A 25,790-nucleotide genomic window follows, 5' to 3' on the forward strand; every position below is an offset into this window, starting at 1 on the left:
CCGAGCCCGTCAAGGACTTGGTCAGCAAATTTTTCGCGCAATTTTGTGAATGGGTGAGGATGGGTCGATGACCATCCATTCATGCAGCATGCCTTGGCGGTACACCGTTTTCCCTGCTTGCATGGGACCGGAGTAATAGGTCATGTGCAAAACACGAGCCATCTTCTTCTTGCAATTGATTTCAACCTGCGACTGTAAGGACAGGTAGGGTTTGCCGTCACCGGTGAGTTGTTGTTTCTTGTAATCCAAGACGCTCCACACTTTTTTACGGCCGTCTTCTTCTGAGATGGACTTGGTGTCTATGTAAAACGTACCTTGGTCGTTGAGGGCGATGGACTCCCACTTGGGTGTGGCATTCGCCCCTACACCCCAGAGACAAAACCAGCTCAAAACTGCCAAAGCGTTGACTTGGTTGATTTTCATGGGTCAGTCGATCAGTCAGGCGATGAGCCAGACATGCGAGATCGGGCGTGGGAAGAGACCATCAGGTCCTGCGGTTGAGAAGCTGAGAGGCCAGCACCACCATGGCTTGACGGTGTGTGTTGTCCGGTAGCTGCATGGCCGCATCGATGGCGCGTTGGGCCTCGGATGCCGCCGCATTGCGTGTGGCTTCCAGTGCGCCGGTTTCGCGCACGATGGTCACGATATCGGCCAAGCGCTCCACACTGCCCGTTTCAATTGCTTCGCGCACCGTTTGCCTTTGGGCTTCATTGCCGCGCTGCATGGCCAAAATAAGGGGCAGGGTGGCTTTGCCTTCGCGCAGATCATCGCCCAAGTTTTTACCCATTTCTGCGGCATTGCCGTCGTAATCGAGCACATCGTCGATCACCTGAAACGCCGTGCCCAAGGCCTGGCCGTACTGGGCGCAAGCGGCCTCGGTGGCAGCGGGACTGCCCGCCAAAATCGCCCCGAGGCGAGCGCTGGCCTCAAACAGTTTGGCTGTTTTGGATCGGATGACGCGCAAATAGCCTTCTTCGTCGAGCGAGGCGTCATGCATGTTCATGAGTTGCAGAACTTCGCCCTCAGCGATCACGTTGGTGGCGTCAGCCAAGGTTTGCATGACCCGCATGCTGTCCGCATCGACCATCATCTGAAAAGCGCGGGAATACAAAAAGTCACCCACCAACACGCTGGCAGGGTTGCCGAAGCTTTCATTGGCGGTGGGGCGTCCGCGCCGCAAGGTGGATTCGTCCACGACATCGTCGTGCAGCAAAGTGGCGGTGTGGATGAATTCGACGACAGCTGCCAAGTTGTGGCGTTGGCTGCCGGTGTAACCCAATGCGCCGCAAGTCAACAGCAAAAGGACCGGACGCAGGCGTTTGCCGCCAGCAGAGATGATGTAACGCGCCACCTGACCCACCAAGGGCACACCAGAATCGAGCCGATGGGCGATCACCCGGTCGACTTCGGCCATGTCTGGGGCGACCAGTTCCAGGACGGCGGCTGTGCTGTGTTCAGAGGCAGACAAATGGAGGATCCGGCTGAGTGTCCCGGCACGACCGGGGTGGTGAGGGCAGTTAACGGGCTGGTTTTGTAACTTCACGCATTATAGGGACCGGGTCGATCGGTTCCGGGCATGAGATGAGGTGACAGCCTAGGCGGTTGCCTATTCGTATGAGATCGTGCTAAAATCGTCGGTTCCTTGGGGATCAGCCCTTGGAAACTTCCATTCAAGAGGTCTAATATGTACGCGGTCATAAAAACCGGTGGCAAACAGTATCGTGTTGTCGCTGGCGAAAAAATTAAAGTAGAACAGATTGCTGCGGACGTTGGCCAGGAAATCGTGATTGATCAAGTTCTCGCAGTCGGCAACGGCGCAGACCTGAAGATCGGCACGCCCCTGGTGTCCGGCGCCACAGTCAAAGCCACTGTTTTGGCACATGGCAAGCACGACAAAGTGCACATCTTCAAGATGCGCCGTCGTAAGCACTATCAGAAACGTCAGGGTCACCGCCAGCAGTTCACTGAACTGCAAATCGGCGCGATCGCTGCCTGAGGAGAATAGGTCATGGCACAGAAAAAAGGCGGCGGCTCTACGCGCAACGGTCGTGATTCCAAGCCAAAAATGCTCGGCGTCAAGGCTTTCGGTGGTGAATTGATCAGCGCTGGCTCGATCATCGTTCGTCAACGTGGCACCAAGTTCCATGCTGGCAACAATGTCGGCATCGGCAAAGACCACACTTTGTTTGCCCTGGTGGACGGCCACGTGTCGTTCTCGACCAAAGGTGAGCTCAGCAAGCACATGGTCAACGTGACTCCGGCAGTTTAAGCCTGTCGCGCCCATGGCGAAGAGGAGCCCCGCAAGCCGGGGCTCTTCGCTTTTCTGGCCCTGTTGTGCATTGACGGTGGGGCCTCAAGCTACACTGGAAATCTCATGAAGTTCGTTGACGAAGCCTATATAGACATCTCCGCGGGTGACGGCGGGAACGGCTGCGTCTCGTTCCGCCATGAAAAATACAAAGAATTCGGCGGCCCCAACGGGGGCGATGGTGGACGCGGCGGGCATGTGTTCGCTTATGCCGACATCAACCTGAACACGCTGGTCGATTACCGCTACTCGCGCCGCCACGAAGCCAAGCGCGGTCAGCACGGTATGGGTTCGGACATGTTCGGCGCAGCGGGCGACGATGTGACGCTGAAAATGCCTGTTGGCACCATCATCACCGACGCTGAGACCGGCGAAGTGCTTTACGAGCTGCTGGTGCCGGGTGAAACCATCATGATCGCCAAGGGCGGGGACGGTGGCTTTGGCAACATGCGCTTCAAAAGCGCGATCAACCGCGCGCCGCGTCAAAAAACGCCTGGCTGGTTGGGTGAAAAGAAAGAGCTCAAGCTCGAATTGAAGGTGCTGGCCGACGTCGGTCTGCTGGGCATGCCCAACGCGGGCAAGTCCACCTTTATCGCGGCGGTCTCCAACGCCCGCCCCAAAATCGCCGATTACCCTTTCACCACTTTGCACCCCAATTTGGGCGTGGTCCGTGTGGGCCCGGAGCAGAGCTTTGTGGTGGCCGATGTGCCGGGGCTGATCGAAGGCGCCTCGGAAGGTGCTGGCCTGGGCCATTTGTTTTTGCGCCATCTGCAGCGCACCCGTTTGCTGCTGCATGTGGTCGACTTTGCACCGTTTGACGAGAACGTCGACCCGGTGCAGCAAGCCAAGGCCATTGTGGCCGAGCTCAAAAAATACGATCCGGGCTTGTACAACAAGCCGCGCTGGTTGGTGCTCAACAAGCTGGACATGGTGCCCGCCGAAGAGCGCGAGGCCCGTGTCAAGGACTTCATCAAGCGCATGCGTTACAAAGGCCCGGTTTTCCAGATCTCGGCCTTGACCCGCGAGGGCTGCGAGCCGCTGATCAAAGAGATCTACAAGCACATCCGCGCCCAGCAAATCATCGAGCAAGGCGTGGTGGACATCGACCCCCGCTTCAAAGAGCAGGACAAGCCGCAAGAGCCGGATGCCGATGACCCGCGATTCAAGCCGCTGCCCTCGGACGCCGACTGACACGTACACCCCGGTCCCTGTCAAGCGCTGTTTCAACGCCAAGCCAACACCTCAGCATGACCTCTGCCGCCGTTTCCACCCTCTTGCGCGATGCGCGCCGCATCGTCGTCAAAGTCGGCTCCAGCCTGGTGACGAACGAAGGGCGCGGACTGGACGAGGGCGCGATTGGCGAGTGGTGCCGCCAAATGGCACTGCTCAGTGCTCAGGGCAAAGAAGTGGTCATGGTCTCCAGTGGCGCGATTGCCGAAGGCATGAAGCGCCTCGGCTGGACCACCCGCCCCAGCGAAGTGCCTGCGCTGCAAGCGGCCGCCGCTGTGGGTCAAATGGGTTTGGCGCAAATGTACGAAACCAAGCTGCGTGAAAACGGCATGGGCAGTGCCCAGGTCCTGCTCACGCATGCAGATTTGGCCGACCGTGAGCGTTACCTCAACGCCCGCTCGACCTTGCTCACCTTGTTGCAGCACCGCGTGCTGCCGGTCATCAACGAAAACGACACGGTCGTCAACGATGAGATCAAGTTTGGTGACAACGACACCTTGGGCGCTTTGGTGGCGAACCTGATCGAAGCCGATATCTTGGTGATCTTGACCGACCAAAAAGGCCTGTACACCGCCGACCCGCGCAAAGACCCTGCAGCCACGTTTGTGCACGAGGCCCGTGCCGGTGATCCGGTGCTCGAGGCGATGGCCGGTGGTGCAGGCTCGAGCATCGGCAAGGGTGGCATGATCACCAAAATTTTGGCGGCCAAGCGCGCAGCCGGTTCAGGTGCTTCCACGGTGATTGCTTGGGGGCGTGAACCCGATGCTTTGCTGCGTTTGTGTCAGGGCGACAACATGGGCACCTTGTTGGTCGCTCAAACGGCCAAGCAACAAGCGCGAAAGCAATGGATGGCCGATCACTTGCAGTTGCGCGGCTCGGTGACGGTGGACGCCGGTGCGGCCCACAAAGTGTTGACAGAAGGCAAGAGCTTGCTGCCCATTGGTATGACGGGTGTGTCGGGCGATTTTTCTCGCGGCGATGTCATCGCCATTCGTGACGAGCAGGGTGCAGAAATTGCCAGAGGGCTTGCCAACTATGCCAGCGCTGAAGCACGTTTGTTGTGTCGCAAACCTTCACACGAATACGAGGCATTGTTGGGCTATACCGCAGAGCCTGAAATGGTGCACCGCGACAACCTGATCCTGAGTCCTTGAATCGGTCAGACCGTTGGCGGATGCATCGCAAAAAAGCCCACACGAAGTGGGCTTTTTGCTGTCTGTTCACCCCGTGTTCATCCTTGCGGATTGGGATCGAAGCTGGCGCCTGGAGGCAGTTCCATGTGCGGCGGTGCCTGCACCTCCGTGGTGCTGTTTTCCGTATCCATGCCTTCACGTGGACCGCGACTCCCTGCGCGCAAATAGCGGTTTTGGCGCTCTTGGCGGGGTAGAAAACGCGCCAATTCGGTCAGCGCCATCTCGTACACACCCCGTTTGAACTCCACCACCACATCCAGCGGCACCCAGTAGTCGTTCCAGCGCCAAGCGTCAAATTCGGGATGGTCGGTGGCGCGCAGATTCAAATGGTGGTCGTGCGTGACCATCTGCAGCAGGTACCAGATTTGCTTCTGGCCCTTGTAAAAACCGCGTGCATCCCGTCGGATGAAGCGGTCTGGCACCTCATAGCGCAACCAGTCACGGGTTCGGGCCACGATGCGCACATGCTCCGGTTGGAGCCCCACTTCTTCGTGCAGTTCACGGAACATGGCTTGTTCAGGGCTTTCACCCCGGTCAATGCCACCCTGCGGAAACTGCCAGCTGTGGGTGCGGATGCGCTTGCCCCAGAAAACCTGGTTTTTCTGGTTGAGCAGAATGATGCCGACGTTCGGCCTAAAGCCTTCACGGTCAAGCATAATCAACCTCAAATTTTTAAATTGTGTCCATTATGCACGCCGCACCGGTGCTTGCTCTTGGATGTTTCCCTGATCCCCCTGCTGAGTTAGCCCGCCGCGATGAAAGCCTCCCAGTTCCTCATTTCCACCCTCAAAGAAGCCCCTGCTGATGCAGAAGTTGTCAGCCACAAGCTGATGACCCGCGCCGGCATGATCAAGAAGCTGGGTGCTGGCATCTACAACTACATGCCCATGGGCTTGCGCGTGATCCGCAAGGTCGAGGCCATCGTGCGCGAAGAGATGAACCGCGCAGGCGCCATTGAGATGACCATGCCCGTGGTGCAGCCTGCTGAACTCTGGCAAGAGACCGGCCGCTTTGACAAGATGGGCCCAGAACTCTTGCGCATCAAGGACCGCCACGGCCGCGATTTCGTGATCCAGCCGACCAGCGAAGAAGTCGTGACCGACGTGGTGCGCCAGGAAGTGCGCAGCTACAAGCAGTTGCCTAAAAACTTCTACCAAATCCAGACCAAATTCCGCGACGAGCGTCGTCCGCGTTTTGGCCTGATGCGTGGGCGTGAGTTCATCATGAAAGATGCCTACAGCTTCGACCGCGACGTGGCGAGCGCCAAGGCCAGCTACCAAGTCATGGCCGGGGCTTACCGCAAGATCTTTGACCGCTTTGGTTTGACCTACCGCGCTGTGGCCGCCGACAGCGGTGCCATCGGCGGCGATTTGTCCGAAGAGTTCCAGGTGATTGCCGCCACCGGTGAAGACGCCATCGTGTACTGCCCCAGCAGCAGCTACGCGGCCAACATCGAAAAAGCCGAAGCGCTGGCCCCGAGCCAGCCACGCGGCGCAGCCACCCAAGCGCTGAGCAAGACCCCCACCCCAGGCAAGAGCACCTGTGAAGACGTGGCCGCCTTGCTGAATGTGGCCTTGTCCACCACCGTCAAGTCGCTGGTGCTGGCCACCGACACCCTGAACGAGCAGGGCGAGATCGTCAAATCCCAAGTTTGGCTCTTGCTGCTGCGCGGCGACCACGACATGAACGAAGTCAAAGTCGGCAAGCTGCCGGGCATGGAAGGCGGTTTCCGATTTGCCACACTGAGCGAGATCGAGGACCACTTCGGCTGCAAGCCGGGTTACTTGGGCCCGCTGAATTTAAAGAAGCCCGTGCACTTGGTGGCCGACCGCGATGTGGCCGTGATGGCCGACTGGATCTGCGGCGCCAACGAAGAGGACTTCCACATCACCGGCGTGAACTGGGGCCGCGACCTGCCCGAGCCCGCTTTGGTGGCGGACATCCGCAACGTGGTCGCAGGCGACAAGTCGCCTGACGGCCAGGGTGAGCTGGCCATCGAGCGCGGCATCGAAGTGGGCCATGTGTTCTACCTGGGCACCAAATACTCCAAGGCCATGAACGCCACCTTTTTGGATGAAAACGGCAAGCCGCAGTTTCTGGAGATGGGCTGCTACGGCATCGGCGTCACGCGCCTGCCCGCAGCGGCCATCGAGCAAAACCACGACGAGCGCGGCATCATCTGGCCCGACGCGATTGCCCCCTTCACCGTGGTGGTTTGCCCCATCGGTATGGACCGCAGCGAAGCGGTCAAGCTGGAGGCAGAGCGCATTTACACCGCATTGTTAGCAGAGGGTGTTGACGTCATTCTGGACGACCGCGGTGAGCGCCCCGGCGCGATGTTTGCCGACTGGGAGTTGATCGGTGTCCCGCACCGCGTCACCATTGGCGATAAAGGCCTCAAAGACGGCCAAGTCGAGTACCAGCACCGCCGCGACGCCGAAGCGACCAAGGTGGCGGTGGCGGATATCTTGGCCCACATCCGTTTGCGCATGGCCGCTTGATGTGTTTGGGGCATGTCGGAGGTCATTCCCCATCGGTTTGAACTGAGCTCTCGTCGCGGGGCTTTAGGGCATTTGGCGAAGGCTGTATTGATCGGCAGTGGTCTCGGTTCATGGATCGTGCAACCAGCGCAAGCGGGTGCACAGGTAGAGGAGCGCATGTCCCATGCCGTGCGAACGGCTTTGAGCGCCGCCGTGGCCAATGCGGCACCGCCCGATCCAGTGTTGGTCACCACGGCGGATCACCAAGCCTATGCCGACTGGCTTGGCGATATGAGCCCTCTTTTAGGGCGATTCAAAAGTCACCCTACTGAACGTCAAGAGTTCCTCCAAACACTCTGGTACGAAGCCCGTCGAGCCGGATTGTCGCTGTCATTGGTGCTGGGCCTCATTCAGGTTGAAAGTGCTTTTCGAAAGCACGCGGTTTCTTCTGCGGGGGCGCTTGGCTATATGCAGGTCATGCCTTTTTGGCCCCGTTCGATTGGGGATGGCGATGCAAGCCGCTTGTTTCACATGCAAACCAATTTGAGATTTGGTTGCGTGATCTTGAGGCATTACCTTGACCGCGAGGGCGGTGACCTGTTCATGGGCCTGGGGCGTTACAACGGCTCCCGTGGCCAAGCTGTTTACCCAGATGCGGTGCGTTTGGCTCAGCGGCGCTGGTTGCACGCGGTGGACTGATCAGTCCTGCGTGGCGTGACGTTGCACGCAGGCGATATACGCCTCGCCATCGGGCATGCGGCCCGAGCGCTGACTTTCATGCACCATGCGACCCAGGCATTCCATGGCCTGATGGTGTGCATCGTGCAGTGAGTTGAGTCTGTGGGTCAGCAATTCCACAGCCTGGCGGATGCCACGAGGTTGGTCAATGCTGCATTGTTCGCTGATCGACAAGTGCATCGATAAATGCAAAAAAGGATTTTCTCTGTGGGGGTCGGCTTGGTGCATCTTGGCCAATGCGGCATCCACATCGGCCAGCTCGACGTGGTATTCGGGGTGCTCGTCAATCCACTGGCTGACGAGTATTTCCATAGGCTCAAGCGTTGCAGTGGTTTTGGCCTTGGCATAGACGCCGCAAAAAAAGCGCCGCACGTCGGCTTGTGAAGGTTGAATCAGCATGGGGTGGATTGTCCATCATGTCGTCCTTCGTAGGATGGTCTGTTGGGCTCAGGGACCGGGGTTCAGAGGCGCTTCGCTTTGCCACATCACTCCAGCCCCTGAACCCAACACACCAGCGTGGGGGCGGTACAGATCAAGCTCAAAGACTGAGCAAGGGGCGTGTGCGGCGCTGCTCGGGCGATGTGGCAAAGCGAAGCGCCTCTGAGCCCGGGCAGCGCCGCACACGCCGTTTGCGGATTCGACACCTAGAATGAATCCCATCAAACACTCAGGCATGCAATAAAATGCATGCAACATCAATCTGGAGACTGAAAACATGAACCAAGCCTACATTTGCGACGCGATCCGTACCCCCTTTGGCCGTTACGGCGGCGCTTTGAGCAGCGTGCGCACCGATGACCTGGGCGCTGTGCCCCTGCGCGCCCTGATGGCGCGCAACCCCAATGTCGACTGGGCTGCTGTGACCGATGTGCTTTACGGCTGCGCCAACCAGGCCGGTGAAGACAACCGCAACGTGGCCCACATGAGCAGTCTGTTGGCCGGTTTGCCCATCGACGTGCCCGGTGCCACCATCAATCGCTTGTGCGGCTCAGGTTTGGATGCCATCGGCACCGCAGCGCGCGCCATCAAGGCCGGTGAAGCGGGTTTGATGATTGCTGGTGGCGTGGAAAGCATGAGCCGCGCCCCGTTTGTGATGCCCAAGGCCGAAACCGCCTTCAGCCGCAACAACGCGGTGTACGACACCACCATCGGCTGGCGCTTCATCAACAAACTGATGAAGGCGCAGTACGGCGTGGACTCCATGCCCGAGACGGCTGAAAACGTGGCCACCGACTACAAGATCGAGCGCGAAGCGCAAGACCTGATGGCCTACAACAGCCAGCTGCGTGCGGTGGCTGCCATCAAGGCGGGTCACCTGGCGCGAGAAATTGTGGGTGTGACCATCCCCCAGAAAAAGGGCGATGCTGTTCTAGTGGACACCGATGAGCACCCGCGCGAAACCAGCCTCGAAGCGCTGGCCAAACTCAAAGGTGTGGTGCGCCCTGACGGCACCGTGACCGCAGGCAATGCTTCGGGTGTGAACGACGGCGCTTGCGCACTGCTGCTGGCCGACGAAGCCACGGCCGCCAAAAACGGCCTGACCCCCAAAGCCCGCATCGTGGGCATGGCCACGGCCGGTGTGGCCCCGCGCGTCATGGGCATCGGCCCTGCGCCTGCCACGCTCAAGGTGTTGGCCCAAACCGGTTTGACCATCGACCACATGGACGTGATCGAACTGAACGAAGCTTTTGCCGCACAAGGCTTGGCCGTGATGCGCATGTTGGGCCTGAAAGACGACGACGCCCGCGTGAACGCCTGGGGCGGCGCGATTGCGCTGGGCCACCCTCTGGGTGCATCGGGTGCCCGCTTGGCCACCACCGCCATCAACCGCTTGCAGCAAACCGCTGGCCGCTACGCGCTGTGCACCATGTGCATTGGCGTGGGTCAGGGCATCGCGCTGATCATCGAGCGCGTTTAAGGCAAGGACCCCGGATCAAGCCCGGGGTTACAAAGCGCCCTGGCTCAGGTCCGAGGTGCGGCCTCTGGCCACCAGCCCCTTCGGGGGCTTTTTTGTGCGTGTTCGAGTTCTTCGCCACTGACCCCGATCTCTAGGCGCAAGAGCGCTGCACCCATGGCTTTGCCCAAATTGTCCAGGCGCAAGTTGCGAGCTCCGCCACCTTGCAGCGCGCCGTGCAGCACCAACTTCAGAGCGAAGATGTTGGGCAATGGCCAGGCATCCACCTGCCCCGGCAGCCAGGGCGCAAAGTGCGCTTGCACTTTGGCTGCTGTGACTTCGCGCTCGATGATGCGGTAACCCGCCTCGTTCCATGCAAACAGGCCAAAGTCCACCCAGTCGGCCTTGTCGCCGCTGCGGGCGTGGGCGATGCGGGCCAGCGGAATTTGGATCAGGGGTGTGGTGTTCATGCGCTCGGCTCCAGCATCTGAAGGCGGGCTTGCACCCGGTTGCGTGGGATCAGCGTGGGCCAGATGCCCAGCAATTCGCTGGTGTTGTTCAAGCCCTGAAAGCCGCAGGTGTAGGCTGGGCCGCTCAGCGCCATCCAGGGGAAAAGCCGCCCGAACCCATCGGCCACCGCTTTGACGGGGGTGCGCAGCACCATGCGTACCCAGATCTCGGCGCGTGCGTTCAGCTCGGCCGCAGGGGGCAGTGGGGCCAGTGGACCGTGCGCCGAGTTCAGGCCGGGGTATTCCACAAACAGCTCGTCAAAGGGCATGTTTCGCTCTTTCAGTTGGCTGCGGACCATGGCCTCGGCCGCTTGCACTTTGTCCCAGGCGTCGGGCCAGGAAAAGCCCCAAGTGATCTCGGCCTTGAAGCCATCCCGAAAGCCCGCCACCACCTTGAGCTGATCGGTCGGCGCGCGGCCTTGTGCGCCGGTCAAACGCACGCGGTGCTGGCCTTCGTCGTGCAAATGGATCTGGCCCATGTCGAGCACCACATCGGGCGAAAAGTACGCGTGTGGGTTGTGCACCTCGTACAGCAGTTGCTGACGTACGGTGTCAAAGTTGACCAGCCCGCCGGTGTCGGGGGCCTTGGTGATGAAGGCCGTGCCGTCTTGCCAAACCTCGGCAATGGGGTAACCGATGTGTGCCAGATCCGGGATGTTTTGCCAATCGCCTTGGCTGCCGAAATTGCCGCCGCTGCCTTGGCCCGAGCATTCGAGCAAATGCCCCACTGTCAGGCCTTGGGCCAGGCGGTTGAAGTCTTCGGGCGTGGCCGCATCATGGAGCTTCCAGCCTAGGCCATGCACCAGCGGCCCCAGAAAGAGTGCCGCGTCGGCCACGCGCCCGGTGATCACGATGTCGGCCCCTTGGTCCAGCGCCTCCACAATGGGTTGTGCACCCAAATAAGCATTGCCAAACACCAGTCGATCGCGCACGGGGGTCACATTGGCGCCGTTCATCAGGTGCTCAAAGCGGCTGTCAGGTGTTTGCAGTTGTGTCAGCACATCGTCGCCACTGACCACCGCAATGCGCGGGTGCCAACCCTTGGCCGCGAGCGCCGTTTGCACCGCCTGCGCGGCGCCCATGGGGTTGAGTCCGCCGGCATTGCAAACGAACCGGACACCGCGCGGTTGCATCAGGGGCCACAGGCGCAGCAGCATGGGCACCACATCGCGGGCATAGCCCAAGGCGGGGTCGCGTTGGCGGTCTTTTTGCAAGATGGCCAAGGTGAGTTCGGCCAGGTGGTCGCTGGCGATGAATTGGACTTGGCCGCGCTCGATGCTGGCCACCACGGGTTCCCAGTTGTCGCCATAAAAACCCAGGCCCGAACCGATGCGAATGGATTGCGTCATGGGTCGATATTGAAGCCTTGTGTATTGACCGTAATGGGGGACAACCCCTAGGGAAAGTCTCGTGTAAGACATGCACAATCGCACGGTCGTTCGCAAATGCTTTGCGCGGTGCTGAAGCAGTGCCCCACCAAGCTCAGCGAACTTGGCTAGACAGAACCAAGAGGAGACAGGCGTGCAATTGCTGCAACTGCTGATCAGCGGTGTGGCCCAGGGCTGTATTTACGGACTCATTGCCCTGGGTTTCGTGCTGATTTACAAGGCCACCGAAACGGTGAGCTTTGCCCAGGGCGACCTGATGATGGTGGGGGCCTTTTCGGGCCTGGCCGCCATGACGCTGCTGGGCTTTCCCTTCTGGATCGGCGTGCCTGCTGCCATCGTGGCCATGGGTGTTTTTGGCGTGTTGGTCGAGCGCTTGGTCATTCGCCCCATCTTGGGGCAACCCGCCTTTTCCATCGTCATGCTGACCATTGGCGTGGGCTATGTGCTGCGCGGCCTGATCACCATGATTCCTGACGTGGGCACCGACACCCACACCCTGCCTGTGCCCTACGCGGGCGAAGTTTTGCGCTTGGGTGGTTTGGTGATCGCGGCTGAGCAACTGGTGGTGATCGGCGCCACCGGCATTTTGTGCTTGGGCCTGTTTGCCATGTTCAAGTACAGCAAACTGGGCATCGCCATGCAGGCGGCCTCGCAAAACCAGCTGGCCGCTTATTACATGGGCATCCCGGTCAAGCAGATCAACGGTCTGGTCTGGGGCCTGGCTGCTGCGGTGGCTGCGGTGGCGGGCTTGCTCTTGGCACCCATCACTTTTGTGCACGCCAACATGGGCTTCATCGGCCTGAAGGCTTTCCCCGCCGCGGTGGTGGGTGGCTTTGGCAGCTTGCCCGGCGCGATTGTGGGCGGTCTGGTGATCGGCATCGTCGAGTCGCTTTCTGGCTTTTACTTGCCCGAAGGCTTCAAGGACATCGCCCCTTACATCGTTGTGTTGCTCATGCTGGTGCTCAAGCCCAATGGCTTGTTCGGCGAGCAACTGCGCAAGAAAGTTTGAGGCTCCGGCATGCGCTTTATTTTTAAAACCGATTACAACCAGGACGTGAAGCTGGCCAAGCACGGCGGCCATGTGTTCTGGTACAGCCTGCTCGGTCTGTTCCTCGTGGCCGCCCCATGGGTGGTGGCCGAGTACTGGCTGGCGCAGCTTACCTTTGTGCTGATTTATGCCGTGGTGGGCCTGGGCCTGATGCTGCTGGCGGGCTTTACCGGCTTGTTTTCTCTGGGCCACGCCGCATTTTTGGGTGTGGGGGCTTACACCCAGGCCGTCATGGTCAATGCCGGGGTGCCATTTCCGCTGGCGCTGGTCTGCGCGGGCTTGTTCTCGGCCATTGTGGGCATCATCGTGGGTTTGCCAGCGCTGCGCGTCAAAGGCATTTACCTGGGCATGGCCACCTTGGCTTTTGGCTTCATCGTCGAAGAGGGCATGGCGCGCTGGGAAAGCATGACGGGTGGCAATGCGGGCTTGATGGTCAGCTACCCGAAACTGGGCGGCTGGACACTGGACAGCACCGAAGAGTTTTACTTCCTGTGCTTGCTGGTCACCGTGGGGGCCACGCTGGCCATCGTGAACTTGCTGCGTTCGTCCACCGGCCGTGCCTTTGTGGCCATCCGCGACTCTGAAATTTCAGCCCAAAGCATGGGTATTCATCTGGCGCGCTACAAGACCCTGTCTTTTGCCTTGTCGGCCGCGCTGGCGGGCATTGGCGGCGCTTTGTACGCACACAAAATCCAGTTCCTTTCGCCCGAGCAGTTCAGCATCATCCAGTCGATTGACTTGCTCTTGATGGTGGTGATCGGCGGCTTGGGCTCGATCCACGGGGCATTCTTGGGTGCGATTTTCTTGATCGTCATGCCGCAGCTGATCTCTTTGGGCAAAGACTTTTTGCCTGCAGCCATCGGCGGCGCTGCTGGTCTGCAGGGCACGGTCTATGGCATGGTGCTGATCGCCTTTGTGTTGTTTGAGCCCATGGGCCTGTATGGCCGCTGGCTCAAGGTGCGCACTTGGTTCCAGCTGTTTCCGTTTTACCGCCGTGGCCTGTTCAAGCGCCAAAAATCGTTCCAGAAGTCGGACCGCCTGAAATGAACGCAGACATCCTTTTATCCGCTCAAGACTTGAGCGTGCGCTTTGGTGGCGTGCTGGCCGTCAACAAGGTCAGCTTCGACGTCAAGCGCGGCGAGGTCTTCACCCTGATCGGCCCCAACGGCGCAGGCAAGACCACCGTGTTCAACCTGATCAGCCGCATCTACACGCCCACCACGGGCGTGATCGACTACGCCGGGCCGCAAGGCACGCTGCGCCTGACCGACCAGCCGCCGCACCAGATCGCCGGGCTGGGCATTGCCCGCACCTTTCAGAACATCGAGCTGTTCGAGCACGCCACCGTGCTGCAAAACCTCTTGATCGGCCGCCACACGCACCGCAAGACGGGGCTGTGGAGCGAAATGTTCTTCACGGGTAAAACCCGCGCGGGCGAAATCGAAGCCCGTGAAAAAGTCGAGGAAGTCATTGATTTTCTGGACCTGCAACACCACCGCGACTCGATGGTGGCGGGCTTGCCTTATGGCGTGCGCAAAGTGGTCGAGCTGGCCCGCGCCCTGTGCACCGAGCCCAAGTTGCTGCTGCTGGACGAGCCCTCTTCGGGCCTGAACGTCGAGGAAACCGAAGACATGGCGTTCTGGATCTCGGACATCAAAAACGAGCTGGGCATCACCGTGCTCATGGTCGAGCACGACATGAGCCTGGTCTCCAAAGTGTCGGACCGCGTGCTGGCCATGAGCCAAGGCGAAGAACTCGCCACCGGCACGCCCAGCCAGGTGCAAAGCGACCCCGGCGTCATCGAAGCCTATTTGGGCTCCGTGGACGATGTGTCCAGCCTGCGACGTGAAAACTACGTGCCCGGAGGTGCCCCATGAGCGCAGCCACCCAGACCCTGAACACGACGCCCGAGGCAGCCGATGACAACGTCATGCTCAAGCTCCTCAATGTCGAGAGCGCTTACGGCCCGATCAAAGCGATTCGCGGCGTGAGCTTGCAGGTGCGGCGCGGCGAGATCGCTACCGTGCTCGGCTCCAACGGCGCGGGCAAGACCACCATCTTGAAAACCATCAGCGGCATCATCGACCCGCGCAAGGGCTCGATCGAGTTCAAGGGCCAAAGCATCACCGCACAAGACCCGGCGATCATCGTGCAGCGAGGCCTCATGCATGTGCCCGAAGGGCGCGAAGTGTTCCCGCTGCTGTCCATCCGTGACAACCTGCTCATGGGCGCTTACACCCGCAAGGACCGCGATGGCGTATCGCGCGACATGGAAGCTGTGTACAACTACTTCCCCATCTTGCGCGAGCGCGCGGCGCAAGACGCGGGCTTGCTTTCGGGCGGACAGCAACAGATGTTGGCGATCAGCCGTGCGCTGATGGCCAACCCCGACCTGATCTTGCTGGACGAACCCAGCTTGGGCCTGAGTCCGAAACTGACCAAGGAAATCTTCGAGATCGTGGTGCGCATCAACCGCGAACGCGGCACCACCATCTTATTGGTCGAGCAAAACGCCAATATGGCGCTCAATGCCTCGGACTACGGTTATGTGCTGGAAAACGGCCGCATTGTGATGGAAGACACCTGCGCCCGTTTGCGTGAAAAAGAGGACATCAAGGAGTTCTACTTGGGCATGAAGGAAGAGGGCGTACGCGCCGACCGCCGTTGGAAAAAGAAGAAAACCTGGAGATAAAACATGAGCCAACTCTGGGACACCTCCGGCATTGCGCCGCAAAAAAATGTCGTCATGGCGGGCGAGACCATCCCCGCCATTTTCTGGAACGCAGTCGCCGCGCGCGGCCCCAATGTCTGGATGCGTCAAAAAGACTTGGGCATTTGGCGCAGCTGGACCTGGAACGAGACGGCGCAGGCTGTGCGCGAGATCGGCCACGGCCTGATGGCGCTGGGCTTTGAGTCGCGGCACACCGCCTCCATCTTGTCCAACACCAACATCGAATGGGTGCTGTGCGACCTGGCCACCCTCAGCGCCGGTGGCGTGTCCAACGGCATCTACCCGACCGATGCGGCCGAGCAAGTGCATTACCTGTGCGAAGACTCGGGCACCCGTGTGTTGTTTGTCGAAGACGACGAGCAGCTCGACAAGGCGCTGGCCGTGCGTGACACCTTGCCCTTGTTGCAAAAGATCGTGGTGTTCGACATGGACGGTCTGCGCGACTTCCACGACCCGATGGTCATCAGCTTGAAGCAGCTGCAAGCCATGGGCCGCGAACACGCCCAAAGCCACCCGGACATGCTCATGCAACGCAGCGCGGCTTGCAAGCCCGAAGAGCTGGCCATCTTGGTCTACACCTCGGGCACCACCGGCAAACCCAAAGGCGGCATGCACAGCCACCACGGCTTGGTCTACACCGTGCGCGGCTACAACACGCTGATTGCCCGCGACGAGCGTGACGAATGCATGTGTTTTTTGCCGCTGTGCCACATCGCCGAGCGCATGGGTGGCGAGTATTTCTCGATGTACACCGGAGCCAAGCTCAACTTTGTCGAGAACCCCGAAACCGTGCCCGAAAACGTGCGCGAAATCGCACCCACCGTGTTCACGGCCGTGCCCCGCGTTTGGGAAAAGTTTTACTCGGGCGTGATGATCGCGCTCAAGGAAGCTGGTGGCTTGCAGCAAGCCACCTACGCTTGGGCGATTGGTGTGGGCCAGCAGGTGGCCGATTTGGTGTTGGCGAAAAAGTCGGTGCCCGCCAGCCTCAAGCTGCGTTTTCATGTGGCCCGAATGCTGGCGCTGAACAATGTGCGCAAGATGATCGGCATTCACCGCGCGCGCTTTTTGGTCACGGGCGCTGCGCCCATTTCCCCCGAACTGGTGCGTTGGTATTTGGCGTTGGGTTTGCCCATGCTGGAGGTCTGGGGCATGACCGAGACCTGTGGTGCGGCCACGGGCGTGCCCGCCGACCGCATCAAGCCCGGCTCCATTGGCCCGGCGGCCGAGTACAACGAAATGCGCCTGGACCCTGTGACCAGCGAGATTTTGGTGCGCGGCCCCAACGTGTTCATGGGCTACCTGAACCTGCCCGAAAAAACCGCCGAGACCATCGATGCCGATGGCTGGCTGCACACGGGTGACGTGGGCGTGGTCGACGAGGAAGGGTTTTTCCGCATCACGGACCGGATGAAAGACATCATCATCACGGCTGGCGGCAAAAACATCACCCCCAGCGAGTTGGAAAACGAATTGAAATTCTCGCCCTACGTCACCGACGCGGTGGTCATTGGCGACAAGCGCCCATACCTCACCGTGATCGTCATGATCGACCAGGAGAACGTCGAGAAATACGCACAGGACAACGATGTGCCTTTCTCCAACTACGCCAGCCTCACGCACAGCGCCGAGGTGCAAGGTCTGATCCAAGCTGAGCTGGACCGTGTCAACAAGAAGTTCGCCCGCGTCGAGCAGATCAAGAAATTCTGGCTGCTGGACACCCAATTGAGCGCCGAAGACGAAGAACTCACCCCGACCATGAAGCTCAAGCGTAAACTGGTCGAAAAGAAATATGCGCCGCAAATCGAGGCGATGTACCGCTGATTTTCCTCACCCTTTTCTACAACAGGAGACCTGCACCATGAAACTCAAACTCAGCCTGATCGCCGCCGCGATGGCCTTGACCGCTGGCGCGGCCATGGCTCAGACGCAAGGCGTGTCCAAAACCGAAATCACGCTTGGCTCCATCCAGGACTTGTCCGGCCCCTTGGCCGGCTTTGGCAAGCAAGTGCGCCTGGGCATGATGCTGCGCGTGGACGAAGCCAACGAGCAAGGCGGCATCAATGGCCGCAAGTTCAAGCTGCTGGTCGAAGACTCGGCCTATGACCCCCGCCGCGCCGTGCTGGCCGCGCAAAAGCTGGTCAACCAGGACAAAATCTTCGCCATGATCGGTCACATCGGCACGGCGCAAAACATGGCCGCCATGCCGGTGCAGTTCCAGAAGAACGTGATGAACTTCTTCCCCGTCACCGCTGCGCGCGAGATGTACGAGCCCTTCCACAAGCTCAAGTATTCGTTTGCTGCGACCTACTACGACCAGATGCGTTTGGGTGTCCCGATCCTGGTGAAAGAAAAGAACGCCAAGCAAATTTGCGCCATGCACCAGGACGATGAATTCGGCTTGGAAGTGTTCCGTGGTGCCGAAGCGGGTCTGAAGACCATGGGCATGCAGTTTGCTGAAGTCACCACCTACAAGCGTGGCGCGACCGACTTTGCTTCGCAGATGCAAAAATTGGCCTCGTCCAAGTGCGACTTCGTGGTCATGGGCACCATCATCCGCGAAACCATTGGTGGTGTCGCCACAGCGCGCCGCTTGGGCTTCAACCCGACCTTCCTGGGTTCGAGCGCGGCCTACACCGACTTGATCCACAAATTGGGCGGCCCCGCCATGAATGGCTTTTACGCCACCATGTCGACCCAGCACCCTTACCTGGACGAGGCCGCACAGCCCATCCGTTTCTGGGCCAACAAGTACAAGACCAAGTTCAACGAAGATCCAACCGTGTTCTCGGTCTACGGTTACAACGCCATTGATTCGTTCTTGCGCGCGGTTGAGAAATCCGGTGCCAATGTGACCACCGAGAGCATCATCAAGGCCATGGACACCATGGTGATCCCACCCGATATCTTCGGCACTGGCGAGATGACCTTCACCGCCACCAAGCGTTTGGGCAGCAACGCCTCGCGCATGTCGCAAATCACCGACGGCCGCTGGAAAGTGACTTCGGCTTATTTCAGCGACAAGAAGTAAAACCGGCAGCGTCTGCTGCTAAAAAACCGCCAGCGCCCGCAAGGGTCTGGCGGTTTTTTTTGGTCGCGCAACCCTCAAACCCCCGAGTTGGAACGGTGGCGTCTGACTGCCACGCGCAGGCGCCAGCCGAGTTTCACCAAGACATAAGACAGCGCGCCACCGCCCACACCGAAAATGCCCATGCCCAACAACACCGGCCCCCCCACTTCTTGCAAACTGCTGGTCCAACTTGAATCGGGTAAGGCTGGTGCGGGCAGAGTCTCTCCCATGAAAAAATGACCGACCGGATAGGCCAGCCAGAGCCAAAAACCAAAAGTCAGTGGGTTGGTCAACATGGTCATGACGGCCGCTGCTGGAATATTGCCACGCCACCAGGTGCAATGGGCTGCGGCAACAAAAGTCTGCCCCAAGGGAATCACGAACGCCCAAAAGGTGCCAATCGCCACGCCCCGTGCGACCGATTCATGCTGCAACCGCCACAGATGTGGTTGGAGCAGGTGATGTGCAACCGGGCGCAACCAAGTGTGTTGGGCCAAGGATTCCCGGCTGGGCAATGCCTTTTGAAGGGAAGTCCATAAGTTGTTGAATACAGGCATGACTTGTCCATGGGGTCGATGCGCCATGTTGCCTGTGTGTGGTTTCAGGAAACAGCAAGAAAATTCAGCCTGACACTCCTGTTTTTTAAGAATTAAAAACCAATTTATTCAGTAAAAATAGAGGCCTTCAAAAGGACCTGTAGCGCAAGTGGCGACCGTCTTTATCGACGCCAGTTGCGAGGTCGGTCCGGCTGATGTGTGTCTTCAATAACAAAGAGGTATTTCATGGAAACCGTTGCCCCCCTGTGGCTCTGGGCCACCTTTGTGGCCATCGTTCTGGTGTCGCTGTTCGTCGATTTTGTGGTGCTCAAAAAGCAAGGTGCGCACGACATTGGTGTCAAGGAAGCGCTCAATTGGTCGCTGATCTGGATTGCGCTGAGCTTCCTGTTCAACGGCTTGTTCTGGTGGGCCATCAAAGACACGACAGGATCGGTGGAGATGGCGAATACCAAGTCGCTGGAGTTCCTCACCGGTTACCTGATTGAGAAATCATTGGCGGTGGACAACATCTTTGTCTTCCTGATGATCTTCACATACTTCGCCGTCCCCACGAATTTCCAAAAGCGCGTGTTGATGATCGGCATCATCGGTGCCATCGTGTTGCGCACCATCATGATTTTGGTGGGCGGCTGGTTGCTGGCCGAGTTCCACTGGGTGCTTTATGTGTTCGGCGCTTTCCTGATCCTCACGGGTGTGAAGATGTGGTGGGCTGCGGGCAAGGAGCCTGATTTGGAAGACAACCCAGCACTCAAGATGCTGCGCAAAGTCTTGCCTGTGAGTCAAAACTACGACGGTGAAAATTTCTGGACCATCGAAAACGGCAAGAAGATTGCCACGCCCCTGTTCATGGTGATCTGCTTGATCGCCTTGACCGATGTGATCTTTGCGGTGGACTCGATCCCGGCCATCTTCGCGATCACCTCGGACCCTTTCATTGTGCTGACCAGCAACGTATTCGCGATCCTGGGTTTGCGTGCCATGTACTTCTTGCTGGCGGCAGTGGCCAATAAGTTCCACCTGCTCAACTACGGTTTGGCCGTGATTCTGGTCTTCATCGGCACCAAGATGTGCCTGATCGATGTGTTCAAGATCCCTGTGGGCATCTCGTTGGGTGTGGTGGTCGGTATCCTGGCCGTGACCATGTTGTTGAGTGTGCGCTCAGCCAAAGCCTGACGCGCTGCTCTTCTGGGCAAGCCTCTGAACAAGCCTCCAGGGTCATAAGCCGTGGGGGCTTTTTCACGTCGGAAGCTGAGCCGTTTAAAACTGTGGCGTTTTAAGCGGCCGCGTCGCTGGCCTGTAAAAGCCGCTGCACCAGGGGGTGTTGCACCTTCTTTTCGGTGCCGATCGCGAAAAAGTTTTCCTTCACGCCTTCGCAGGGCCCCAAGCGCTGCACGTCGTAGTGCGCCAGCAACTCGTCGTGCACCCATTCGGCGGCTGGGAACACCCCCATGCCGCTTTCACCAAAGGTCTTGAGCAAAGCGCTGTCTTCGAATTCGCCCACGATGCGCGGGCGGATGCCGTGCTGTTCAAACCAGTGGTCCAGTCGGGCGCGCACGGCGGTGTGGCCGGTGGGCAGCAGCACCGGCATTTCGGCCAGGCTGGCTGGAAACTTCTTTTTGGCCGACTTGACCAAGGCAGCCGTGCCGTACCAAGACACTGGAGACGTGCCCAGAGCATGGTTGTAGAGCTTGATGTTGGCGTTGCCCGGTGCGGGGCGGTCCGACAGGACCACGTCCAAACGGTGCAGGGCCAAGTCACCCAGCAGCTCATCAAACTCGCCCTCGTGGCAAAGCAAACGCAAATGAGGCTCGCTCATCACAGGCTGCATCAAGCGCCGCACCACCAGTTTGGGCAAGCCGTCCGAGATGCCGGCAGCCAGCCGCACGGTGGGTGAACTTACTGCATCGCGCACCAGCGCGGGCAGATTTTCGCCCAACTGAAAAATCTGGTCGGCTTGCTGCATCGCAGCCAGCCCGGCGTCTGTCAGCACCAGGCCGCGCCCAGCGGGCTTGAGCAAGGCGTAGCCCAGGGACCGCTCCAGCTCCCGCACTTGGGCGCTCACGGTTTGCACCGCCATGTCCAGCTTGTCGGCCGCACGGGTAATGCCACCCTCCTTGGCCACGACCCAGAAGTAGTACAGGTGCTTGTAGTTGAAGGTGGTGCGCATGAGCAGATTTTTAGAGAGGGTTGATCAGCCATTATCTGCTTTTACGTGATCCATGTTGAGCTTAGAGTGGGGCCACATTTCACCTGCACCGAAGGGCACTTAGGCGGGCTCTGGCCCACTTTGGCTTCAAGGTGTGGTCTTTCATACGGTGCAGGGAAATGGTTGAAGGTCTTATCCCTATGTTGAGTTTGTCCAAATCCAAAGGAATCACCATGAAATGTCCTGCGTGCACCGATACACCCCTTGTCATGGCCGAACGACAGGGCGTGGAGATCGATTACTGCCCGGCTTGCCGAGGCATCTGGCTCGACCGTGGTGAGCTGGACAAACTGCTGGACCGCGCTGCGGCTGCGCCTCCTGTGGCGGCAGCGCCAGTTCAGCAGACTCACCAGTCAGCGCCTGGCATGCAGCGCCCGCAGGGCTACGGCGATGGGCGTTATGGCTATGGTGACCGCGACCACTACAAACGCAAGAAGTCTTGGCTGCACGAAATTTTTGATTGAGCTTGGCCCTCAAATTCCCAGCTGTTTGGCCGCCAACTCTTTCATGATCTCCTCGGCCCCGCCGCCGATCATCATCACCTTGACTTCGCGGTACACCCGCTCGCTCACCGTCCCGCGCATGTAGCCCATGCCGCCCAGCAGTTGCACGGCGGCATCGGCGCAAAACTGCATGGTTTGGGTGGCGTGGTTTTTCAGCAGGCACACCTGCGCCACCCACTCGGCACCGGTTTGGCCTGCATCGGCTTGCTGCGTCACGGCATCCACCCAAGCTTGTGTGGATGAGATGCGCATCTGCATGTCCATCAACTTGTGGCGAATCGCCTGCCGCTCGATCAGGGCTGCGCCAAAGGTCTGGCGTTGGCGTGCCCAGTCCAGCGCTTCGTCAAAACAAGCCTGCGCAAAGCCCAAAGCCATGGCCGACATGGCCAGGCGCTCGCCATTGAAGTTGCCCATGATCATCTTGAAACCTGCACCTTCTTCGCCCAGCCGGTAACGCTGTGGCACCCGCACGCCATCAAAGTGCAGTTGCGCGGTGTCCGAGCTGTGCCAGCCCATCTTGTGCAAGCGTGTGCGCGTGATGCCGAGCGTGTCACCCGGTACCATGACCATGGAGATGCCGCTGGCTCCCTTGCTGGCCGGGTGGGTGCGCACGGCCAGCGTGATCCAGTCGGCACGCAGGCCCGAGGTGATGAAAATTTTTTCGCCGTCGATCACATAGTCGGCCCCATCGGCGCGGGCGGTGGTGCGCAGGCTAGCCACGTCCGAGCCGCCACCTGGCTCGGTGATGGCCAGCGCCGCGATGCGCTCGCCGCGCAACACGGGTGGCACCACTTCGGCTTGCAACTCGGCGCTGCCATGCGCCATCACGGGCGGCAAGCCGATGTTGTGAGAAAACAGGCTGGCCATCACGCCGCCGCTGCCGCCATAACGCGCCAGGGTTTGCGACAGCAGGTTGCGCGCACGCCAGGGCGCGGGTGTGCCGCCCAGGTGTTCGGGGTAGCCCAAGCCCAGCAGGCCCAGCTCGGCGGCTTGCTTGTAGAGGCTGCGGTCAAATTGACCGGCTTCTTCCCAGGCTGGCACATGTGGGGCGATGGCTTGTTTGGCAAAACGCTCCACCGTGGTGTGCAGGCTATGCAGGTCTTCCTTTGTGAAATCGGTGGTGAATCCAGCGGTGCTCATGCGGCGTCCTTCCATTGCACCAGCACTTGGCCGGGGCCCACTTGCTGGCCCACGCTGGCCGAGAGGCAGTGCACCACCGCATCGCGGGGGGCGCACAAAATGTGTTCGAGCTTCATCGACTCGATGACCAGCACAGCATCGCCTTGTTGGACTTCTTGCCCTTCTTGCACATGCAGCGCAATCAACTTGCCGTTGAAGGGGGCCCGCAGTGACTGCGCCGCTTGTGCGCTGGCGCCTGTGCTGGGTGCGCTGTGGCTTTGGTCGCTGAGCCACAGCTCCACACATTCGGGGCCTTGCAGTTGCACATGCCAGCGCTGGACTTTACCCGTGCACGCCACTGCGCGGGCTTGCCAGCGGCGACCGTTCAGCGTGATGTGCAGCAGATCGCCACTGCGTTGTAGGTGTGCCTCGCGCATGGTGTCGCCCATTTGTACGCGCACTTGTCCTTGCCCCAGCTCCTGCAAGCTCAGCGACAAGACCTCATCACCCAAACCCATACGCACAGGCCGCAGGAACGGGCTGGGCATCTCGGCGGCGGGCGCTTGGATGGCGTAGAGCACAGCCAACACGGCCACGGTGCGTGCGTCGCTTGTGGCCTCCAGGCGCTCGCGCACAGCATCGGCTTGTTCGGCCAAAAACGGAATCAAGGCCTCGCCTGCTGCAAACGTGGGGTGTTGCAAACAAGCGGCTAAAAACGCCCGGTTGGTGGGCAAGCCCAACAGCGTGGTCTGGTTAAGGCCTGCGCACAACTTGGCGATGGCTTCGCTGCGTGTGGGCGCGTGCGCGATCAGCTTGCCCAGCATCGAATCGTAGTGCGGCGTGACCACCGCACCCACATGCAGCGCATGGTCAAAGCGCAAGCCTTCGGGCGCTGCAAAGGTCTGCACCGTGCCGGTTTGCGGCGTGAAGTGTTCGTCTTCGGCGCACAAGCGCACTTCAATCGCGTGGCCTTGCAAGCGCACATCGGCTTGCGCCAGAGGCAGCGTCTCGCCGCGTGCGATGCGAAGTTGCCATTCCACCAGGTCCAGCCCCGTCAGCATTTCGGTGACCGGGTGTTCCACCTGCAAGCGGGTGTTCATCTCCATCAAATAAAAGGGCTTGTCGACCTGCGCTTCATCCAGCAAAAACTCCACCGTGCCCGCGCCCACATAGCCCGCCGATTGCGCCAGTGCAATGGCTGCCTTGCCGAGTTGCGCGCGCAGCGCAGGGTTCACCGCCGGACTGGGTGACTCTTCGATGATCTTTTGGTGGCGGCGTTGCACCGAGCAATCGCGCTCGCCCAGGTGGATGCAGTGACCATGCGTGTCGGCCATGACCTGCACCTCGATGTGACGGGGGCGCAGCAAGGCGCGCTCCATCAACAAGTCGCCGTTGCCAAACCCGGCCAGTGCTTCAGAGCGGGCGCTGTGCAAGGCGGGCAGTAGTTGCGCCATGTCGGTGACCAGGCGCATGCCGCGCCCGCCGCCCCCGGCCACGGCTTTCACCATGAGCGGCAAGCCCAGCTGCTGCGCTTGTGCGGTGAATGTGGCATCACTCTGGTCTGTGCCAAAGTAGCCCGGCAGGCAGGGCACGCCGTGCGTCATGGCCAGCGCTTTGGCAGCCGATTTGCTGCCCAGCGCCCGGATGGCCGCAGGCGGTGGCCCCACCCAAGTCAGGCCCGCGTCGATCACCGCTTGCGCAAACTCGGCGTTCTCGCTCAAAAAGCCATAACCGGGGTGCACCGCGTCCGCCCTAGTGGCCTGCGCGGCCGCCAGCAGTTTGTCGATGCGCAAATACGAGTCAGCGGACAGCGTTCCGCCCAATGCGACGGCGGTATCGGCTTCGTGCACATGCAGCGCATCGCGGTCGGCGTCGGAATAAACGGCCACCGTCTGAATGCCCATGTGGCGGGCCGTGCGGATCACGCGGCGGGCGATCTCGCCCCGGTTGGCGATCAGCAGGCGGGTGACTTGGCCGTTTACGGTGTTGGGCAAAGTGGATGTCATGCAGGGTCCTTGCCAGAAAGTGTCCAAGGCGCAGGCTGTTTGCGTGCGAATGCGGCCAGACCTTGCGCGGCTTCAGCGCTGCGCAGGCCTTGGGCAAATGCTTGTGCAGCGGCATCGCGCAAATCGGGCACAGGGCCGCGCAGTTGCCGCAGCAGTTGTTTGGTGCTGGCCACCGCGCCGGGTGCAGCACGCATGAGGCGCGTCAGTGTTTGTTGCCACGCTGCATCGCTGTCCTCTTCGATGACTTCGTTCACCAAACCCACTTGCAGGGCTTGCGCTGCGGTGTAGCTCAGGCCTTGCAGCAGGCATTGGCGTGCGGCGCTTTCGCCCAGGCGTTGCCACACAAAAGGCGCAATCTGCGCAGGCGGCAGGCCCAGCGTGACTTCGGGCGTGCCCAAGACCGAGCGAACTGTGGCCACCACATGGTCAGCGCAGCACACCAGGCCAAAACCGCCACCCATGGCCGCACCATCCACTCGGCACACCAGCAACTGGGGCAGGGCAGAGAGGGCGTGCAGCAGGTCACCAAAACTTTTGTTCATAGCCAGCAGCGGATCGGTTTTACCCTCTTGCAAAGGCTGACCGATCAGGCTGGCAAAGCCGCCCAGACTGCCACCTGCGCAAAAAGCACCGCCCGCGCCGGTCAGCACCACGATGCGCAGCGTGGCGTCATCTGAAGCCCGCGCACAGGCTTGCAGCAAGCCGTCCACCACCGCATCGCTCAGGGCGTTGCGCGTGGCCGGGTCGTTCATCGTCCAGGTTTCGACCGCGCCTTCGCGCGTGATCTGCAAAGTGACGGGTGTATTCATGGGC

26 protein-coding genes are annotated in these 25,790 nt (G+C 60.2%); 15 read left to right on the forward strand and 11 right to left on the reverse strand.

From position 1 onward, the window contains the following. Positions 1-21: 21 nt before the first annotated feature. Together ACZ5SR_RS04420 and ACZ5SR_RS04425 are read right to left on the reverse strand one after the other, a co-directional pair. Positions 22-423, reverse strand: a complete 402-nt coding sequence (locus ACZ5SR_RS04420) for a surface-adhesin E family protein (RefSeq protein WP_464450361.1) — start codon at positions 421-423, stop codon at positions 22-24. A gap of 61 nt (positions 424-484) precedes the next feature. Next, positions 485-1,468, reverse strand: coding sequence for a polyprenyl synthetase family protein (locus tag ACZ5SR_RS04425; RefSeq protein ID WP_464450362.1), 984 nt, complete (start codon positions 1,466-1,468; stop codon positions 485-487). 216 nt (positions 1,469-1,684) lie between these two features. On the opposite strand from ACZ5SR_RS04425, the gene rplU reads away from it, so the two are divergent. From rplU to proB, 4 genes are all read left to right on the forward strand, one after another. Next, positions 1,685-1,996 carry a 50S ribosomal protein L21 gene (gene rplU, locus ACZ5SR_RS04430; RefSeq protein WP_090141645.1) on the forward strand — a complete coding sequence of 104 codons (312 nt, stop codon included), beginning with the start codon at positions 1,685-1,687 and terminating at the stop codon, positions 1,994-1,996. A 12-nt stretch (positions 1,997-2,008) separates the two neighbouring features. Continuing rightward, on the forward strand, positions 2,009-2,269 hold the full coding sequence (gene rpmA / locus ACZ5SR_RS04435) for a 50S ribosomal protein L27 (RefSeq protein WP_019430604.1): 261 nt from the start codon (positions 2,009-2,011) through the stop codon (positions 2,267-2,269). Positions 2,270-2,374: 105 nt separating this feature from the next. Beyond that, a complete protein-coding gene (gene cgtA, locus ACZ5SR_RS04440; RefSeq protein ID WP_464450363.1) occupies positions 2,375-3,499 on the forward strand; it encodes an Obg family GTPase CgtA in 1,125 nt (374 codons plus the stop codon). Positions 3,500-3,555: 56 nt separating this feature from the next. After that, complete coding sequence (gene proB, locus ACZ5SR_RS04445) at positions 3,556-4,692, forward strand: glutamate 5-kinase (protein ID WP_464450364.1); 1,137 nt, start codon at positions 3,556-3,558, stop codon at positions 4,690-4,692. Between the two features lie 77 nt (positions 4,693-4,769). On the opposite strand, the gene ACZ5SR_RS04450 is transcribed toward proB, so the two are convergent. Next, positions 4,770-5,387 (reverse strand): RNA pyrophosphohydrolase, encoded by a 618-nt coding sequence (locus ACZ5SR_RS04450; RefSeq protein ID WP_464450365.1) that lies wholly within the window; start codon positions 5,385-5,387, stop codon positions 4,770-4,772. Positions 5,388-5,486: 99 nt separating this feature from the next. On the opposite strand from ACZ5SR_RS04450, the gene ACZ5SR_RS04455 reads away from it, so the two are divergent. Both ACZ5SR_RS04455 and ACZ5SR_RS04460 read left to right on the forward strand, forming a co-directional pair. After that, positions 5,487-7,232, forward strand: coding sequence for a proline--tRNA ligase (locus tag ACZ5SR_RS04455; protein ID WP_464450366.1), 1,746 nt, complete (start codon positions 5,487-5,489; stop codon positions 7,230-7,232). A gap of 12 nt (positions 7,233-7,244) precedes the next feature. Further along, a complete protein-coding gene (locus ACZ5SR_RS04460; RefSeq protein ID WP_464450367.1) occupies positions 7,245-7,910 on the forward strand; it encodes a lytic transglycosylase domain-containing protein in 666 nt (221 codons plus the stop codon). Here ACZ5SR_RS04460 and ACZ5SR_RS04465 read toward each other — a convergent pair whose 3' ends face one another. Next, complete coding sequence (locus ACZ5SR_RS04465; protein WP_464451014.1) at positions 7,911-8,345, reverse strand: DUF1841 family protein; 435 nt, start codon at positions 8,343-8,345, stop codon at positions 7,911-7,913. A gap of 319 nt (positions 8,346-8,664) precedes the next feature. Here ACZ5SR_RS04465 and pcaF point away from each other — a divergent pair, with 319 nt between their 5' ends. Then, positions 8,665-9,867 carry a 3-oxoadipyl-CoA thiolase gene (pcaF, locus tag ACZ5SR_RS04470; RefSeq protein ID WP_464450368.1) on the forward strand — a complete coding sequence of 401 codons (1,203 nt, stop codon included), beginning with the start codon at positions 8,665-8,667 and terminating at the stop codon, positions 9,865-9,867. Between the two features lie 44 nt (positions 9,868-9,911). Here the strand turns inward: pcaF and ACZ5SR_RS04475 are convergent, their stop codons facing one another. Continuing rightward, positions 9,912-10,313 carry an AtuA-related protein gene (locus tag ACZ5SR_RS04475; protein ID WP_464450369.1) on the reverse strand — a complete coding sequence of 134 codons (402 nt, stop codon included), beginning with the start codon at positions 10,311-10,313 and terminating at the stop codon, positions 9,912-9,914. Continuing rightward, positions 10,310-11,701, reverse strand: a complete 1,392-nt coding sequence (locus tag ACZ5SR_RS04480; protein ID WP_464450370.1) for an acyclic terpene utilization AtuA family protein — start codon at positions 11,699-11,701, stop codon at positions 10,310-10,312. The genes ACZ5SR_RS04475 and ACZ5SR_RS04480 overlap by 4 nt, the downstream gene beginning before the upstream one ends. 172 nt (positions 11,702-11,873) lie before the next feature. Here ACZ5SR_RS04480 and ACZ5SR_RS04485 point away from each other — a divergent pair, with 172 nt between their 5' ends. From ACZ5SR_RS04485 to ACZ5SR_RS04510, 6 genes are read left to right on the forward strand one after another with little or no spacing between them, the layout of a single operon-like run. Continuing rightward, complete coding sequence (locus ACZ5SR_RS04485) at positions 11,874-12,749, forward strand: branched-chain amino acid ABC transporter permease (protein WP_464450371.1); 876 nt, start codon at positions 11,874-11,876, stop codon at positions 12,747-12,749. 9 nt (positions 12,750-12,758) lie between these two features. Beyond that, positions 12,759-13,835 carry a branched-chain amino acid ABC transporter permease gene (locus ACZ5SR_RS04490; protein WP_464450372.1) on the forward strand — a complete coding sequence of 359 codons (1,077 nt, stop codon included), beginning with the start codon at positions 12,759-12,761 and terminating at the stop codon, positions 13,833-13,835. Then, positions 13,832-14,665: an ABC transporter ATP-binding protein gene (locus ACZ5SR_RS04495; protein WP_464450373.1), complete on the forward strand. Its 834-nt coding sequence runs from the start codon at positions 13,832-13,834 to the stop codon at positions 14,663-14,665. The genes ACZ5SR_RS04490 and ACZ5SR_RS04495 overlap by 4 nt, the downstream gene beginning before the upstream one ends. Then, positions 14,662-15,480, forward strand: a complete 819-nt coding sequence (locus ACZ5SR_RS04500) for an ABC transporter ATP-binding protein (protein WP_464450374.1) — start codon at positions 14,662-14,664, stop codon at positions 15,478-15,480. Before ACZ5SR_RS04495 ends, ACZ5SR_RS04500 begins: the two co-directional genes overlap by 4 nt. Positions 15,481-15,483: 3 nt before the next feature. Then, positions 15,484-17,340 (forward strand): AMP-dependent synthetase/ligase, encoded by a 1,857-nt coding sequence (locus ACZ5SR_RS04505; protein ID WP_464450375.1) that lies wholly within the window; start codon positions 15,484-15,486, stop codon positions 17,338-17,340. A gap of 37 nt (positions 17,341-17,377) precedes the next feature. Beyond that, positions 17,378-18,547, forward strand: a complete 1,170-nt coding sequence (locus ACZ5SR_RS04510) for an ABC transporter substrate-binding protein (protein WP_464450376.1) — start codon at positions 17,378-17,380, stop codon at positions 18,545-18,547. Between the two features lie 74 nt (positions 18,548-18,621). On the opposite strand, the gene ACZ5SR_RS04515 is transcribed toward ACZ5SR_RS04510, so the two are convergent. After that, entirely contained in the window at positions 18,622-19,143 is a 522-nt protein-coding gene (locus ACZ5SR_RS04515; protein WP_464451144.1) for a DUF2062 domain-containing protein, read from the reverse strand. Between the two features lie 225 nt (positions 19,144-19,368). On the opposite strand from ACZ5SR_RS04515, the gene ACZ5SR_RS04520 reads away from it, so the two are divergent. Further along, entirely contained in the window at positions 19,369-20,316 is a 948-nt protein-coding gene (locus tag ACZ5SR_RS04520) for a TerC family protein (protein WP_464450378.1), read from the forward strand. 100 nt (positions 20,317-20,416) lie between these two features. Here ACZ5SR_RS04520 and ACZ5SR_RS04525 read toward each other — a convergent pair whose 3' ends face one another. After that, positions 20,417-21,310, reverse strand: coding sequence for a LysR family transcriptional regulator (locus ACZ5SR_RS04525; protein ID WP_464450379.1), 894 nt, complete (start codon positions 21,308-21,310; stop codon positions 20,417-20,419). A 212-nt stretch (positions 21,311-21,522) separates the two neighbouring features. Between ACZ5SR_RS04525 and ACZ5SR_RS04530 the strand changes: the two genes are divergently transcribed. Further along, the gene (locus ACZ5SR_RS04530; protein ID WP_464450380.1) at positions 21,523-21,813 is read left to right on the forward strand and encodes a TFIIB-type zinc ribbon-containing protein; all 291 of its coding nucleotides are present in this window, start codon (positions 21,523-21,525) and stop codon (positions 21,811-21,813) included. A gap of 9 nt (positions 21,814-21,822) precedes the next feature. On the opposite strand, the gene ACZ5SR_RS04535 is transcribed toward ACZ5SR_RS04530, so the two are convergent. Genes ACZ5SR_RS04535 through ACZ5SR_RS04545 form a run of 3 tightly spaced genes read right to left on the reverse strand, consistent with a single transcriptional unit; the run spans position 21,823 to position 25,786 of the window. Beyond that, a complete protein-coding gene (locus ACZ5SR_RS04535) occupies positions 21,823-22,992 on the reverse strand; it encodes an acyl-CoA dehydrogenase family protein (RefSeq protein WP_464450381.1) in 1,170 nt (389 codons plus the stop codon). After that, on the reverse strand, positions 22,989-24,977 hold the full coding sequence (locus ACZ5SR_RS04540; RefSeq protein ID WP_464450382.1) for an acetyl/propionyl/methylcrotonyl-CoA carboxylase subunit alpha: 1,989 nt from the start codon (positions 24,975-24,977) through the stop codon (positions 22,989-22,991). Before ACZ5SR_RS04540 ends, ACZ5SR_RS04535 begins: the two co-directional genes overlap by 4 nt. After that, entirely contained in the window at positions 24,974-25,786 is an 813-nt protein-coding gene (locus ACZ5SR_RS04545) for an enoyl-CoA hydratase/isomerase family protein (RefSeq protein WP_464450383.1), read from the reverse strand. Before ACZ5SR_RS04545 ends, ACZ5SR_RS04540 begins: the two co-directional genes overlap by 4 nt. Positions 25,787-25,790 lie beyond the last annotated feature (4 nt).

It is taken from the genome of Limnohabitans sp. TEGF002 (assembly GCF_055395845.1).